This is a genomic window from Catenibacterium faecis (genome assembly GCF_014306455.1).
GTDB lineage: Bacteria > Bacillota_I > Bacilli_A > Erysipelotrichales > Coprobacillaceae > Catenibacterium > Catenibacterium mitsuoka_A.
Genome location: NZ_JACRWG010000055.1, coordinates 1 through 15,077 on the forward strand (window position 1 = coordinate 1; position 15,077 = coordinate 15,077).

The following is a 15,077-nucleotide window of genomic DNA, read 5'->3' on the forward strand; positions in this document are numbered from 1 at the left end:
AGAACTATAATTCTATTTAAAGTGTGATGCATTATGCCGAGAAAATAAAGAAAACCTTATGATTATTAAAGGATATTTCAAATTAACTCGGCATAATATCTTTGTCCGCATAAGGAGGTCCACTTTCTCCAATCCTTTCTAACATCTATTTAGATAAATTTGACAAGGAATTGGAATATAGAGGACTGCGCTTTGTAAGATATGCAGATGACTGCAATATCTTCGTCAAGAGCGAAATGAGTGCAAATAGAGTAATGAAGTCAGTCACTTCATGGCTAGAAAGGAAACTATTTCTTAAAGTCAGCGCTACTAAGACTAAGGTGGTCAGACCACCCGAAAGCAAGTTTCTAGGATTCACCTACCTCCAAAGGAATGGTGAATGGAAATGCAAGCCTTCCAATCAGAGCAAGATGAAACTCTACGATAAATGTAGAAGAGAACTTATTAGAAGGATAGGAATTGCACGCCCTATTGCAGTCACATTCAAAAGAATCAATCAGATTGTAGTGGGGTGGATTAACTATTATCGAATAGGTATGATGAAATATTTCGTTGATGTCTTTGGTCAATGGCTTCGCCATAAAATCAGAGTTATCATTCTTAAACAATGGAAGAAACCAAAAAGAATATATATTAATCTACAGAAACTGAATAAGAAACTCAGTTGTCACTTTACAGATGAACAAATATTTTCGGTAGCAAACACTAGGCTAGGTCTATACAGACAGGCCAATGGCCATGTAGTCAATTTTCTACTTAGTCCCAAGATTCTAGCCATTAAGAAAGAGGATAGACCAGGTTTGGTCAATCCTCTTAACTACTATCTAAGTTAGTTTGAAATTATCATATAAATGTAGCGCCGTATATGAGACCCGTACGTACGGTGCAATGAGAGGCACAGAAATAATAATTAAATCCAATATTAACATTGTTTCTTGTCTACTCTATTATAGATTTTTTCAACTTCACAGATATACATTGTATGGAAATCTTTATTAGGATAGTTCTTATCCACAAGTGTTTCATCTAAGAAACATTCAGGCTTGATTGTATCTTCATAGAGTTTCTTTCCCACAACGACAATGTCTGCTTCTTCAAATGTAGGAAGACCTTCAATAAATGTAGGTGTTAAATCAGTCTTCGCAATCTTATCTCCATCACGTCCAGATTCTCTACCTAATACTGTTAAATCTTTCATATGTTCTCCATTAAAGAATGAAAGAGTCATTTGATCATTAGAATCTATAAATTCCTTTGTATAACGCTGTGGTCTTACAAAACAAGTCATCACTGGCTTATTCCATAATGTACCCATCTCGCCCCATGAAATAGTCATAGTATTAAATGCGTCTTTATTACCTGCACTAAGTAGTGCCCATTCTTTGTTCAATTTATTGAATATTTCTAAATCAAATGTCTTTACATCTATTTCTTTAAACATAGTCATTACCTCCGTTCTCTTATTATAGACTTATGCCACTATTTAATCAAATTTGTGCTTGTCAAACAATAGGTTATTTGATACACTACAACTGTATTATACGACTGACGGAAGTGGAATTAACCACATGGAGTATAATTTCTTGAAGAGCCGACCGTCTGGGCAACGTCCTGGACTTAGTAGGCTCTTTTTTTGTTTTTTCAAAAAAAAAGAAAGCATGCAGGTACTGGATTAGTATATAATTGTTTTGAAAGAAAATAACCTGAAAGAGAGGAAAAACAAAAAAATGTTAACAGACGTAGAAATTGCACAGAGTACAGTCATGGAGCCAATTAAAAATGTGGCAGAAAAGATTGGACTCACTGAAGATGATTTAGAATTATATGGTAAATATAAAGCAAAAATCTCTTTAGAAACTATCAAGAAAGTTGAAAATAATCCAGATGGTAAATTAATTCTTGTGACTGCAATCAACCCAACACCTGCAGGTGAAGGTAAGACAACTACAATGATTGGTTTATCACAGGCATTACATCAGTTAGGTAAGAAATCTATCGTTGCAATGCGTGAACCAAGTTTAGGCCCTTGCTTTGGTATTAAAGGTGGTGCAGCTGGTGGAGGATATGCCCAGGTTGTTCCTATGGAAGATATTAACCTTCATTTCACAGGTGATATTCATGCCATCACTTCAGCAAATAACTTGATTGCGGCAATGCTTGATAACTCTATTCAGCAGGGTAACCCTTTGAATATCGATACTAGACAGATTGTATGGAAGAGAGTTGTTGACTTAAACGATCGTGCTTTAAGACATATTGTTGTTGGTTTAGGCGGTAAACCAAATGGTGTTCCTCGTGAAGATGGTTTTGATATTAGTGTTGCAAGTGAAGTAATGGGTATCTTATGTTTATCTACTTCTCTTGAAGATTTAAAAGCAAGAGCCGCAAGAATGATTGTTGCTTATAATTATGATGGTGAACCAGTCACAGTTGATGATATTCATGCAACTGGTGCTGTAACTTTATTATTAAAGGATGCTATCAAGCCTAACCTTGTACAGACTTTAGATCATACTCCAGTATTTGTACATGGTGGTCCATTCGCCAATATCGCTCATGGATGTAACTCAGTCATGGCTACAAAGCTTGCTATGAAACTTGGTGATTATGCCATTACTGAAGCAGGATTTGGTGCTGATTTAGGAGCTGAAAAGTTCTTAGATATCAAGTGTCGTCAGGCTGGTTTAAATCCAGATGCAGTTGTCATTGTTGCGACTGTTCGTGCATTAAAGATGCATGGTGGTATTAATAAGAAAGAATTAGGTACTGAAAACCTTGAAGCATTAAAGAAGGGTATTGGTAACTTAACTAAACATATTGAAAACATCAAAAAGTTTGGTTTACCTTGTATAGTTGCTATTAACGCTTTCCCTACAGATACAGAAGCTGAATTAAAGCTATTAGATGATATGTGTAAGGAATTAAATGTTGAAGTATCTATTTCTGAAGTATGGGCTAAGGGTGGCGAAGGAGGCATTGATCTTGCTAACAAGCTATTAAATATCCTTGAAACAGAAGAATCTCATTATGCACCTATCTATTCATTAGATATGCCTATTGATGAAAAGATCAAGACAATCGCCAAAGAAATCTATGGTGCAGATGATGTTGTCTTCACTAAAAAGGCAGCTAACAAGATTAAGAAGTTCACTGCTCAGGGCTTAGGTGATTTACCAATTTGTGTTGCGAAAACTCAGTATTCTTTATCAGATGATGCGACTTTACTTGGACGTCCTGAAGGATTCAAGGTAACAATCAATGACTTGATTCCAAATACTGGTTCTGGATTCTTAGTTGCTATTTCTGGAAATATTATGCGTATGCCAGGTTTACCAAAAGTACCAGCTGCTAATAATATGGATATTGATGAAGAAGGTAAGATTACTGGTTTATTCTAATAATTGAGGTCAAGTTTAGGTGAAAGGCCTCTGAGCACCTAGATCATGAAAGTCATAATGAAAATAATGGAGGACTGAAATGAAAGCTGCAGTAATTATGGGTTCTGCCTCTGATGAAGCAAAGGTAGAAAAAGGAATTGCTATATTAAAAGAATATGGCGTAGATGTTGAAGTACGTGCTTTATCTGCACACCGTGCACATCGTGCATTGAGTGAATTTGTAGAAGAATGCAACAACAATGGAACAGATGTTATTTTAACAGCTGCTGGTATGGCTGCTGCCTTACCTGGTGTCGTTGCTTCTATGACAGTGTTACCAGTTATTGGTATTCCAATTAAAGGTGCAAGTTTAGATGGAATGGATGCCTTATTATCAATTGTCCAGATGCCTTCTGGTATCCCAGTTGCAACAGTTGCAATTGATGGTGCTAAGAATGCTGCCTGGTTAGCACTTGAAATCATGGCAATCAAATATCCAGAATTAAGTGAAAAATTAAAGAACAACCGTCAGGCTATGGAAAAAGCCTGCTTAGATACAAATAACGAAATTTCAGAAAAATATAGATAAGAGGAGAAAACAACAATGGAAAAGAAAGAATTAATGTACGAAGGAAAAGCTAAGGAAATTTTTGCAACTGATAATGAAGATGTTATCTTAATGCATTATAAAGATGATGCAACTGCAGGTAATGGTGTAAAACATGATCAGTTTGCTGGTAAGGGTGTATTAAACCACACTATTTCAGGTATTATCTTTGATATGTTAGAAGAAGCTGGTATCAAGACTCATATGATTGAAAAGTTAAATGATACTGATGATTTAGTTAAGAAAGTAGAAATCTTCCCACTAGAAGTTATTGTACGTAATATTACAACAGGTTCTTTCTGTAAGAGACTTGGTGCTAAGGAAGGTGTTGTTTTAGCAGAACCAATTTTTGAAATTAGTTATAAGAATGATGAATATGGTGATCCATTAATCAATGAAGACCACGCTGTTGCTTTAGGTCTTTGCACTAGAGATGAATATAACACTATCAAATCTGAAACATTAAAGATCAACGAATTACTTAAGGCTTTCTTCTTAAGATTAAACTTAAAGCTAGTAGATTTCAAAATCGAATTTGGTAAGACTAAAGAAGGCGAAATCGTATTAGCTGATGAAATCTCACCAGATTCTTGCCGTTTATGGGATGTAGATACTAATAAGAAGTATGACAAAGACGTATTCAGACAGGATATCGGAGATTTAATTGAAACTTATAAAGCAGTTCTTGCAAGAATGGAAAAATAATAGATAAAAGGATGAAGAAACATGGATTATAAAAAAGCTGGAGTAGACATTGAAGCAGGTTATAAGTCAGTAGAATTAATGAAGAAGCATGTTAAAGCGACTATGAGACCAGAAGTACTTGGTGGTATTGGTGGTTTTGCTGGTGCTTTTGATTTAAGCAAGATCAAGGATATGGAAGAACCAGTTCTTTTATCTGGTACTGATGGCTGTGGTACAAAGGTAAAACTTGCTTTTGTAATGGATAAACACGATACAATTGGTATTGATGCAGTTGCAATGTGTGTGAATGATATTGCTTGTTCAGGTGGAGAACCTCTATTCTTCCTTGATTACATTGCATGTGGTAAGAATTATCCTGAAAAGATTGCGACTATCGTTAAGGGTGTTGCTGAAGGATGTATTCAGTCTGAATGTGCCCTTGTTGGTGGTGAAACTGCAGAACATCCAGGTTTAATGCCTGTTGATGATTATGATTTAGCTGGTTTTGCAGTAGGTGTTGTAGATAAGAAAGATATTATTGATGGTTCTACAATCAAGCCTGGTGATGCTTTAGTTGGTATTGCATCTACTGGTGTACATAGTAATGGATTCTCTTTAGTACGTAGCGTATTTGAAATGACTAAAGAATCTTTAGATACTTATTATGATGAATTAGGTACTACTTTAGGTGAAGCATTAATTGCCCCTACTAAGATTTATGTAAAAGCATTAAAGAGCGTAAAGAATGCTGGCATCAAGGTTAAAGGATGCAGCCATATTACTGGTGGAGGATTCTATGAAAACCTTCCTAGAATGTTACCTGATGGTGTAAAGGCTGTTGTTAAGAAGGACAGCTATAAAGTACCTCCTATCTTTGGCTTAATTGCAAAAGCAGGAAACGTTGAAGAAAAGATGATGTACAACACATTCAATATGGGATTAGGTATGGTTCTTGCTGTTGATCCTGCAGATGTTGAAAAGACTATCGAAGCAATTAATGCTGCTGGCTATGAAAGCTATGAAGTAGGTTATATTGCTGAAGGTGAAAAGGGAGCAGAATTATGCTAAACATAGCTGTATGCGTATCTGGTGGTGGAACTGATCTTCAGTCCATCATCGATGCGTGTGAAGCCGGAAAAATCAATGGACAGATCCGTCTGGTTATTTCTAACCGTAAGAAGGCTTACGGTTTAGAAAGAGCCCGTCTTCATGGTATTCAGGCAGAATGGATCAAGGATGAAGATGAGATCTTAAAGAGATTTGAAGAAGAAAAGATTGATGTTGTTGTATTAGCCGGTTATCTTGCTATTGTTGGAGATAAGCTGATTGAACAATATAAGAATCGTATTATTAATATTCATCCCTCACTTATTCCATCTTTCTGTGGTCCTGGATTCTATGGAATGCATGTCCATGAAGCTGTGTTTAAAAGAGGCGTAAAGGTGTCAGGTGCGACTGTTCATTTCGTTACTGGAGAAGTGGATGGTGGACCAATCATCTTACAAAGAGCAGTTGATATTTCAGATTTAGAGACGCCTGAAGATATTCAGGCACGTGTCTTAGAAATCGAACATGAAATCTTACCAGAAGCTGTTGCTTTATATTGTGAAGGACGTGTTTCTGTAGAAAATGAAAGGGTGAAGATCAGTTGAAAAGAGCGTTAGTATCAGTTACAAATAAAGAAGGTATTGTTGAATTTGCGAAAGGTCTTGAAGAATTAGGATTTGAAGTTGTTTCTACTGGTGGAACATATAAGAAACTATTAGAAGCAGGTGTAAAAGCTATTGAAATTGATGATGTGACAGGTTTCCCTGAAATTCTTGATGGAAGAGTTAAGACACTTCATCCAAAAGTACATGGTGGTATTCTATTTAGAAGAGATGTAGAAGAACATGTCAAGACTGTAGAAGAAATGGGTATTACACCTATTGATCTTGTTTGTTGTAATCTCTATGAGTTTGAAAAAGCGCTTAAGGCTGGTAAGCCAATGGCTGAAATGATTGAGAACATTGATATCGGTGGACCTTCAATGATCCGTTCTGCTGCTAAGAACTTCAAGGATGTATTGATTGTTACTGATCCAAAAGATTATGATGCTGTATTAGAAGCTATTAGAGAAGATAAGACTGATTTTGAATTCAGAATGAATCTTGCTTATAAGGCTTATAGCTTAACAGGCAGCTATGATGCAATGATTTCTCGTTATTTCGCTGATCAGGTACATGATGAATTCCCTGATATCTTAAATATTTCATTAAAGAAGACAGATCACTTGCGTTATGGTGAAAACTCTCAGCAGAGTGCAAATGCCTATGTTGATCCATATGTTCAGCATTCTTTATTAGATTATGAACAGTTACATGGTAAAGAAATTTCTTTCAATAACGTAAATGACTTATATGGTGCAGTTGCCTGCGTAAGAGAATTTGGTGATCAGTTAGTGACTGTTGCAATTAAGCATTCAACACCTTGTGGAGTTGCTATTGGTAAGACTGGTTATGAATCTTATAAGCGTGCTTATGAAGGTGATCCAACTTCTATCTTTGGTGGAATCATCGCTGTAAACTATAAGATTGATAAGGAAACTGCTTTAGAAATGAAGAAGACTTTCTTAGAAATCATTGCAGCACCTGATTTTGATGATGATGCTTTAGAAGTATTAGAAAAGAAGAAGAACTTACGTTTATTAAAGCTTAAGAATCTTGATGCACGTGATGCTAAGTATGATATTAAGTATCTTGAAGGTAAAGCACTTGTTCAGGAATTAAATACTAAGCTTATTGATGAAATGAAAGTAGTGACTAAAAAGCAGCCAACAGAAGCTGAATTATCTGATATGGAATTTGGTTTAAAGGTTGTTAAATATGTTAAGTCTAATGCAATTGTACTAGTGAAAGACGGATGTACTTTAGCTGTTGGTGGAGGACAGACTTCACGTATCTGGGCATTAGAAAATGCAATTCATAATAATCCTGATAAGGATTTCCATGGTGCTGTATTAGCAAGTGATGCTTTCTTCCCATTTAGTGATTGTGCACAGGTGGCTGATGAAGCAGGTATTAAGGCTATTGTACAGCCTGGTGGATCAATTCGTGATCAGGAATCTATTGACTATTGTGATGAACATGATATGACAATGGTATTCAATGGTTATAGACATTTTAGACACTAAGGAGGCGTTATATGAAGGTTCTTGTTATTGGTAGTGGTGGAAGAGAACATGCAATTGCCTGGAAATTAAAACAGAGTAAACATGTTACTGAATTATATGCTATTCCTGGTAATCCTGGTATGGATGCTGTATGTATTCCAGGTAGTGTAGAAGATATGCCTTTTATCTTAAAGACTGTTGAAGAAAAGGGTATTGATTTAACTGTTATTGGTCCTGAAGTACCATTATGTATGGGACTTGCTGATTATTTAGAAGAAAGAGGACACAAAGTATTTGGCCCTAGAAAAGAATCAGCTATTCTTGAAGGTTCTAAAGCCTTCTCTAAGGATTTCATGAAAAAGCACAATATTCCTACTGCAAAGTATGAAGAAGTGACTGATTATGAATCAGCTGTTAAAGCATTAGATGCTTTTGATCTTCCTGTTGTTGTTAAGGCTGATGGTCTTGCAGCAGGTAAGGGTGTAGTCATCTGTGAAACTAAAGAGCAGGCTAAAGAAGAACTTAAAGTGATGCTTGATGGCAGTGCTTTTGGTGATGCTGGTAAGAAGGTTGTTTTAGAAGAATTCTTAACTGGTTTTGAATGTTCTCTATTATGTTTTGTAGACCATGATACTATCGTACCTATGGTATCTGCAAAAGACCATAAACAGATTTATGATAATAATGAAGGTCCAAATACTGGTGGTATGGGAACTGTATCACCTAACCCATTTTTACCTGAAGGTATGGAAGGGACTTTCAAAGAAAAGATTCTTGACCCATTCATGAAAGGCTTACATGAAGATCATATGGATTATCGTGGGGTTGTCTTTATTGGATTAATGATCAAGGATCAGGATGTAAAGGTATTAGAATTCAATGTTCGTTTTGGTGATCCTGAAACTCAGGTTATCTTAATGAGACTTGAAAGTGATTTATATGAAGTGATGTATGGATGTGCTACAAATACATTAAAAGATGTAGATGTTAAGTGGAAAGATGAACAGGCAACATGTGTTGTTCTTGCAAGTGGAGGCTATCCTGGATTTTATGAAAAGGGTAAAGTCATTACTGGTTTAGATCATCTTCCAGAAGATATCGTTGTCTTCCATGCAGGTACTAAACGTAATGAAAACAATGAAATCGTCACAAATGGTGGACGTGTATTAAATGTTTGTGCATTAGGACATGACCTTGAAGAAACAAGAAAGAAAGTCTATGATGCAATTGAAAACATTCATTTTGATGGCATGTATATGCGTAAAGATATTGGCTTACATTAGGAGGATAACATGGCTAAAGTTTATCGCGTTTATGTAGAAAAAAGAAAAGAAAATGCGGTTGAAGCAGACTCTATCAAACATGATTTGATGACAAGACTTGGTTTAACTGACGTTTCTAACTTAACAGTTGTCAACCGTTATGATCTTCAGGGTATTACTGAAGAAGTATTAGAAGAAGGTATTCCTACTATTCTTTCTGAGCCAATGGTAGATGAAGTATATCGTGAAGAATATGCAATTCCAGAAGGAGCTGTAAGTTTTGCGATTGAATATCTTCCAGGACAGTATGATGCTAGAGCAGATGCCTGTGAACAGTGCTTCCAGTTATTAACTGGTGAAAAAGGCGTTAAGGTTAAATGTGCAAAGCTTATTGTAATCGAAGGTATTTCTAGTGATGAATTACCAGCAATTAAACATTATTTAATTAACCCTGTTGATTCTAGAGAAGCGTCTTTAGAAAAGCCAGCAGATTTAAATGATGCTGTTGTTGAAATTAAGAAGGTTCCAGTGATTGAAGGATTTATTGGTTTCACTGATGAAGAAGTTGAAGCATTACTTGAAAAGATGAGTCTTGCAATGAACTTCGATGACTTAAAAGTAACTCAGAATTATTTCAGAGATGTAGAAAAGAGAGATCCTACAGAAACTGAAATCAGAGTATTAGATACTTACTGGTCAGACCATTGTCGTCATACTACATTTGCGACAGTTATTACTGATATTGATATCGCAAGTGGTGCATTTAAAGAAATCTTAGAAAAAGATGTAGAAAAATATAAAGCAAGCCGTCATCTTATTTATGGTGTAGATACAAAGAGACCACTTACTTTAATGGATCTTGCAACTATTTCTATGAAAGAACTTAGAAAGCGTGGCTATTTGGATGATATGGAAGTATCTGAAGAAATCAATGCCTGCTCAGTTCGTTTAAAGGTTCATACAACTGATGGTGATGAAGATTGGTTATTAATGTTTAAGAATGAAACACATAACCATCCAACTGAAATTGAACCATTTGGTGGTGCTGCTACATGTTTAGGTGGTGCAATCCGTGACCCATTATCAGGTCGTGCTTATGTTTACCAGTCAATGCGTATTACTGGTGCAGGTGATCCTCGTCAGAAATTAGAAGATACACTTCCTGGTAAATTACCACAGAGAAAGATCTGTGAAGAAGCAGCTCATGGTTTCTCTTCTTATGGTAACCAGATTGGTTTAACAACTGGTTTTGTACATGAAGTATATGATCAGGGTTATGTTGCTAAGAGAATGGAATTAGGTGCTGTAGTTGCAGCTGCACCAGAAGAACAGGTTAAGAGATTAATTCCTGAAAATGGGCAGATTGTCTTATTAATTGGTGGACGTACTGGTCGTGATGGTATTGGTGGTGCCACTGGTTCTTCTAAGAAACATGAATTAAAGACTACTGAAACTGCTGGTGCTGAAGTACAGAAAGGTAACCCAGTTGAAGAAAGAAAGATTCAGAGATTATTTAGAAATAAAGAATTCTCTAAGAAGATTGTAAGATGTAATGACTTTGGTGCTGGAGGTGTCAGCGTTGCAGTTGGTGAATTAGCACCTGGTCTTGATATTAACTTAGATGCAGTATTAAAGAAATATGAAGGTTTAAATGGTACTGAACTTGCAATTAGTGAATCACAGGAACGTATGGCTATTGTCATCAATGAATGTGATAAAGACTTCTGTATCCAGGCTGCTCATGATGAAAACCTTGAAGTTGTACAGGTGGCAACAGTTACAGATAAGAACCGTTTAACTATGAAATATATGGGAGATACTATTGTAGATATCTCTAGAGACTTCCTAGATGAAGCAGGAGCTAAACGTTATCAGGATATCCATGTAGAATTACCTGATTTTGATAAGGCACCATTCAATCCAGAAGCAAAAGAAAACTTTACTGAAACAACTAAAGAAGTATTATCACGTTTATCTACAGCTTCTCAGAAGGGCTTAGTAGAACGTTTTGACTCTTCCATCGGTAATGGTACTGTTCTTTCACCATTTGGTGGTAAGACTTACCGTACAGAAACTGAAGGTATGGCTGCATTAATTCCAGTATTAGGAAAAGAAACAACTACATGTTCATTAATGAGTTATGGTTATAGCCCACTTATTTCTGAATGGTCACCATATCATGGTGCAATCAATGCAGTTGTAGAATCTGTTGCAAAGATCATCGCAATGGGTGGTACATGGCATACAATCCGTTTCTCATTCCAGGAATTCTTTGAAAAGTTATTAAATGATCCTAAGAGATGGGGTAAACCATTTAGTGCATTACTTGGTGCTTATCGTGCTCAGGAAGAATTATTATTACCTTCAATTGGTGGTAAGGATTCTATGTCAGGTTCATTTGAAGACTTAGATGTTCCTCCAACTTTAGTATCATTTGCGATTACTGGTGGAGATGTACACAAAGTCATCACTCCTGAATTAAAAGAAGCAGGACATGTATTAGTAGAATTTATGCTTCCAAAGGATGAATTCCATGTATTTGATTTTGAAACTTTAAGAAAACAGTTTGATGCTGTAGAAGCTTTAATTCAGTCTGGAAAGGCTTATTCAGCTTATACAGTTAAAGACGGTGGTTTAGTTGAAGCTGTTTATAAGATGGCATTTGGTAATGAAATTGGTGTAGCATTTGATGATGCTTTAACACTTAATGACTTAGTTGAAAAGAACTTTGGACATATCATTGTAGAAGTAGACAGCGCTGAAGTTGTTGCAGGATATGAAAATATTCGTATTATTGCTTCTACAAATGAAGAAAAGGCTGTATCATATAAGGGTGAGAAAGTGACACTTGATGATGCATATGAAATCAACTGTGCACCATTAGAATCTGTATATCCTACTACAGCAAAAGCACCTACTACTGAAGTATGTACTGGTGACTGCAATGAAAGAGGCAAGATGTTTGCTTCTAAGAAGTATGATGAAGTCAATGTTGTTATTCCTGTATTCCCAGGAACTAACTGTGAATTTGATTCTAAACGTGCATTTGAAAAAGCAGGTGCAAAGGTTCAGCTTGTTCTTATTAGAAATAAGACAGAAGAAGATATTAAGAAGTCTGTTGATGAATTAGAAGAAGCAATCCATAATGCACAGATCATGATGCTACCAGGTGGTTTCTCAGCTGGTGATGAACCTGAAGGTTCAGGTAAGTTCATTGCAACTGTATTACGTAACCCAAGATTAAAGGCTGCAATCGATGATTTATTAGACAATCGTGAAGGCTTGATGATTGGTATCTGTAATGGATTCCAGGCATTAGTAAAACTTGGTTTACTTCCTCATGGACATATTAAGGATATGAGTAAAGATGATCCTACTCTAACATTCAATACAATTGGACGCCACTTATCTCAGATGGTGACTACAAGAGTATCTAGCGTGAAGTCTCCATGGCTTGCTAATGTAGAGTTAGGTGATGAACATATTATCCCTATTTCTCATGGTGAAGGACGTTTCGTTGCACCTAAGGAAGTGCTTGATCAGTTAATTGATAATGGTCAGGTAGCATTCCAGTATGTTGATCCAAATGGAAATGTGACTATGGAATCTCCATATAACCCTAATGGTTCTATGTATGGTATTGAAGGTATCGTTTCTGAAGATGGTAGAGTATTAGGTAAGATGGGTCATTCTGAACGTCAGGGTGAAAACAGAGACCTTAACATCTACGGTGAAATGGATCAGAAGTTATTTGAAGCCGGCGTGAAGTATTTTAAAGGAGAATAACGAATGGATAAATTAGAATTTGAAAGTATGACACTCTGTCCTCTAGATGGACGTTATGGCAAGATTAAAGATCAGTTAGCTGATTATTTCAGTGAATATGCACTTGTTAAGTATAGAGTGTTTGTAGAAATCCAGTGGTTGAAGTTCCAGTTGGATCACCTTCATACAGAAACTTTAGACAAGGTTGATCCTAACAAGGTAGATGATATTCTTGCGATTTCTAAGGATTTCAACTTTGATTCTTTCAAGAGAATTAAAGAAATCGAATCTGTTACAAGACATGATGTAAAGGCAGTAGAATATTTCATTGATGAAAAACTTAAAGCTTTAGGTTATGAACATTTAGAAAGTTATGTACACATCGGATGTACTTCTGAAGATATTAATAATACATCATATGCATGTATGATTAAACATGGCTTAAAGGATGTTTGGTTACCTGCAGCTAAAGAATTTGCTTCAATGATCAATAAATTAGCAGTAGATCATAAGGATGATGCAATGCTTGCACATACTCATGGACAGCCTGCTACACCTACAACTATTGGTAAAGAATTCAAAGTCTATGCTTATCGTTTCTTTTCTAGTATTGAAAACGTTGAAAATGTCAAGATTAAAGCAAAATTCAATGGGGCAACTGGTAACTACAGTGCTATCTTAACAGCCTTCCCTAACGAAGATTGGCCTACATTAAATAAGGAATTCGTAGAAGACTATTTAGGACTTACATTCAATCCATTAACTACTCAGATTGAATCTCATGACTATACTTGTCATATCTTAGATGGTATCCGTCATTTCAACAATGTATTGGCTGACTTAGATGTAGATATGTGGTTATATATCTCAATGGAATACTTTAAACAGATTCCTGTTAAGGGTGAAGTTGGCTCTTCAACTATGCCTCATAAGGTTAACCCAATCCGTTTTGAAAACTCTGAAGCAAACATTGATTTATCAAATAATCTATGTGTTGCATTATCTAACAAGCTTCCTAAGTCAAGAATGCAGAGAGACTTATCAGACTCTTCAAGTCAGCGTAACTTAGGATTATGCTTCGGATATTCATTACAGGCTATTTCTGAAACAACTGGTGGTTTAGCTAAGTGTGTTGTAAATAAAGAAAAGCTTGCAAAAGACTTAAATGAAAAATGGGAAGTTCTTGCAGAACCTATCCAGACAATGTTAAGAAAATATGGTGTACCAGATGCTTATGATACACTTAAGGCCTTAACTCGTGGTAAGAATATTTCTCAGGAAGATATTCAGGCATTCGCAAAGAGCTTAGAACAGTTAAGTGATGAAGATCGTCAGACTTTATTAGATATGACACCTGCTTCATACATTGGTTTAGCTTCAGAACTTTGTGATATCGAACTTTAATCATTAAGAGACAACCTCTATTGGGGTTGTCTTCTTTATTTTTAGAGATAGGTTTGTTATAATGTTACAAAAGGCGGTGAGAATCTTGGGAGATACACGATATGTATTTGCAGAATGCATCAAACAATTGATGAATCATCAGTCTCTTGATAAGATCACAGTGACTGATATTGTGGAAATGAGCGGTAAGACTAGACAGACATTTTACCGTTATTTTCGTGATAAATATGATCTTGTGAACTGGTATTTTGAAGTATTGGCAGATAAGTCTTTCTTACAGATTGGTAATAGTGAAACATTAAGAGAAGGGCTTATTAAGAAGTTCCAATTTATTTATAACGATAGGGTATTCTTTAAAGAAGCATTTAAATCTAAAGATTATAATAATGTAGAAAACTATGATTATAATTGTATTCTCACTTTCTATCAGAATATTATTAAGAGAAAACTAGGTGATAATATCCCACCAGATATAGAATTTTTATTAGAAATGTATTGTCATGGATCTATTACTATGACAGTAGAGTGGGCAACAGGGGGATATAAGTTGAAACCTGAAGAATTAGCTGATATGCTGATAGAAGCATTACCACCAAAGTTAGATGAACTATTAAGAGATCTGAAATAAGATCTCTTTTTTCAATTTAAATAAACTTTCGTGCAATATATTGCTACTTAGGAGAAAATAATGGACGGTATGTAAAGAACTGCTAAGGATAAAATAAAAATGTAGGTAAAAGACAACATAAGAATGTTGGAAAACCTACATAATTATTTTGTCCTTTTTCATTTTATTGATATTATCTTGCCGGAGGTAATATCGATGA

The 15,077-nt window shown here is 35.6% G+C and carries 12 protein-coding genes, 1 pseudogene and 1 riboswitch; of the genes and pseudogenes, 12 read left to right on the forward strand and 1 reads right to left on the reverse strand.

What is annotated here, in order from left to right; all coding sequences use genetic code 11:
- Window positions 1–125: 125 nt before the first annotated feature.
- Both H8909_RS13640 and H8909_RS13645 read left to right on the forward strand, forming a co-directional pair.
- A pseudogene (locus H8909_RS13640) lies at window positions 126–347 on the forward strand (reverse transcriptase domain-containing protein); the annotation flags it as partial.
- A 63-nt stretch (window positions 348–410) separates the two neighbouring features.
- Window positions 411–833, forward strand: coding sequence for a group II intron maturase-specific domain-containing protein (locus H8909_RS13645; protein WP_255465894.1), 423 nt, complete (start codon window positions 411–413; stop codon window positions 831–833).
- Between the two features lie 89 nt (window positions 834–922).
- On the opposite strand, the gene H8909_RS10610 is transcribed toward H8909_RS13645, so the two are convergent.
- Window positions 923–1,441 (reverse strand): flavin reductase, encoded by a 519-nt coding sequence (locus H8909_RS10610; RefSeq protein ID WP_187012816.1) that lies wholly within the window; start codon window positions 1,439–1,441, stop codon window positions 923–925.
- Window positions 1,442–1,531: 90 nt separating this feature from the next.
- Window positions 1,532–1,612, forward strand: a riboswitch (ZMP/ZTP riboswitch).
- A gap of 115 nt (window positions 1,613–1,727) precedes the next feature.
- Between H8909_RS10610 and H8909_RS10615 the strand changes: the two genes are divergently transcribed.
- The 10 genes from H8909_RS10615 (at window position 1,728) to H8909_RS10660 (ending at window position 14,878) form a co-directional block, all read left to right on the forward strand.
- Window positions 1,728–3,398, forward strand: coding sequence for a formate--tetrahydrofolate ligase (locus H8909_RS10615; RefSeq protein WP_187012817.1), 1,671 nt, complete (start codon window positions 1,728–1,730; stop codon window positions 3,396–3,398).
- 79 nt (window positions 3,399–3,477) lie between these two features.
- The gene (purE, locus tag H8909_RS10620; RefSeq protein WP_006506993.1) at window positions 3,478–3,966 is read left to right on the forward strand and encodes a 5-(carboxyamino)imidazole ribonucleotide mutase; all 489 of its coding nucleotides are present in this window, start codon (window positions 3,478–3,480) and stop codon (window positions 3,964–3,966) included.
- Between the two features lie 15 nt (window positions 3,967–3,981).
- Window positions 3,982–4,689, forward strand: coding sequence for a phosphoribosylaminoimidazolesuccinocarboxamide synthase (gene purC / locus H8909_RS10625; protein WP_006506992.1), 708 nt, complete (start codon window positions 3,982–3,984; stop codon window positions 4,687–4,689).
- Window positions 4,690–4,710: 21 nt separating this feature from the next.
- On the forward strand, window positions 4,711–5,736 hold the full coding sequence (gene purM / locus H8909_RS10630) for a phosphoribosylformylglycinamidine cyclo-ligase (RefSeq protein WP_022424499.1): 1,026 nt from the start codon (window positions 4,711–4,713) through the stop codon (window positions 5,734–5,736).
- Window positions 5,730–6,320 (forward strand): phosphoribosylglycinamide formyltransferase, encoded by a 591-nt coding sequence (gene purN / locus H8909_RS10635; RefSeq protein ID WP_022424500.1) that lies wholly within the window; start codon window positions 5,730–5,732, stop codon window positions 6,318–6,320. The genes purM and purN overlap by 7 nt, the downstream gene beginning before the upstream one ends.
- Complete coding sequence (gene purH / locus H8909_RS10640; protein ID WP_187012818.1) at window positions 6,317–7,840, forward strand: bifunctional phosphoribosylaminoimidazolecarboxamide formyltransferase/IMP cyclohydrolase; 1,524 nt, start codon at window positions 6,317–6,319, stop codon at window positions 7,838–7,840. Before purN ends, purH begins: the two co-directional genes overlap by 4 nt.
- Window positions 7,841–7,851: 11 nt before the next feature.
- Entirely contained in the window at window positions 7,852–9,102 is a 1,251-nt protein-coding gene (gene purD, locus H8909_RS10645) for a phosphoribosylamine--glycine ligase (RefSeq protein WP_187012819.1), read from the forward strand.
- Between the two features lie 9 nt (window positions 9,103–9,111).
- Window positions 9,112–12,867 carry a phosphoribosylformylglycinamidine synthase gene (locus H8909_RS10650; RefSeq protein ID WP_187012820.1) on the forward strand — a complete coding sequence of 1,252 codons (3,756 nt, stop codon included), beginning with the start codon at window positions 9,112–9,114 and terminating at the stop codon, window positions 12,865–12,867.
- Between the two features lie 3 nt (window positions 12,868–12,870).
- Window positions 12,871–14,250, forward strand: a complete 1,380-nt coding sequence (purB, locus tag H8909_RS10655; RefSeq protein WP_187012821.1) for an adenylosuccinate lyase — start codon at window positions 12,871–12,873, stop codon at window positions 14,248–14,250.
- A gap of 85 nt (window positions 14,251–14,335) precedes the next feature.
- On the forward strand, window positions 14,336–14,878 hold the full coding sequence (locus H8909_RS10660; RefSeq protein WP_238928272.1) for a TetR/AcrR family transcriptional regulator C-terminal domain-containing protein: 543 nt from the start codon (window positions 14,336–14,338) through the stop codon (window positions 14,876–14,878).
- Window positions 14,879–15,077 lie beyond the last annotated feature (199 nt).

Bases quoted from the DNA above. Each gene is read 5' to 3' on its own strand.
- H8909_RS10610 (WP_187012816.1), bottom strand. From the start codon at position 1,441: ATGTTTAAAGAAATAGATGTAAAGACATTTGATTTAGAAATATTCAAT.
- purM (WP_022424499.1), top strand. From the start codon at position 4,711: ATGGATTATAAAAAAGCTGGAGTAGACATTGAAGCAGGTTATAAGTCA.
- H8909_RS10615 (WP_187012817.1), top strand. From the start codon at position 1,728: ATGTTAACAGACGTAGAAATTGCACAGAGTACAGTCATGGAGCCAATT.
- H8909_RS13645 (WP_255465894.1), top strand. From the start codon at position 411: ATGAAACTCTACGATAAATGTAGAAGAGAACTTATTAGAAGGATAGGA.
- purN (WP_022424500.1), top strand. From the start codon at position 5,730: ATGCTAAACATAGCTGTATGCGTATCTGGTGGTGGAACTGATCTTCAG.
- H8909_RS10650 (WP_187012820.1), top strand. From the start codon at position 9,112: ATGGCTAAAGTTTATCGCGTTTATGTAGAAAAAAGAAAAGAAAATGCG.
- purE (WP_006506993.1), top strand. From the start codon at position 3,478: ATGAAAGCTGCAGTAATTATGGGTTCTGCCTCTGATGAAGCAAAGGTA.
- purB (WP_187012821.1), top strand. From the start codon at position 12,871: ATGGATAAATTAGAATTTGAAAGTATGACACTCTGTCCTCTAGATGGA.
- purC (WP_006506992.1), top strand. From the start codon at position 3,982: ATGGAAAAGAAAGAATTAATGTACGAAGGAAAAGCTAAGGAAATTTTT.
- purD (WP_187012819.1), top strand. From the start codon at position 7,852: ATGAAGGTTCTTGTTATTGGTAGTGGTGGAAGAGAACATGCAATTGCC.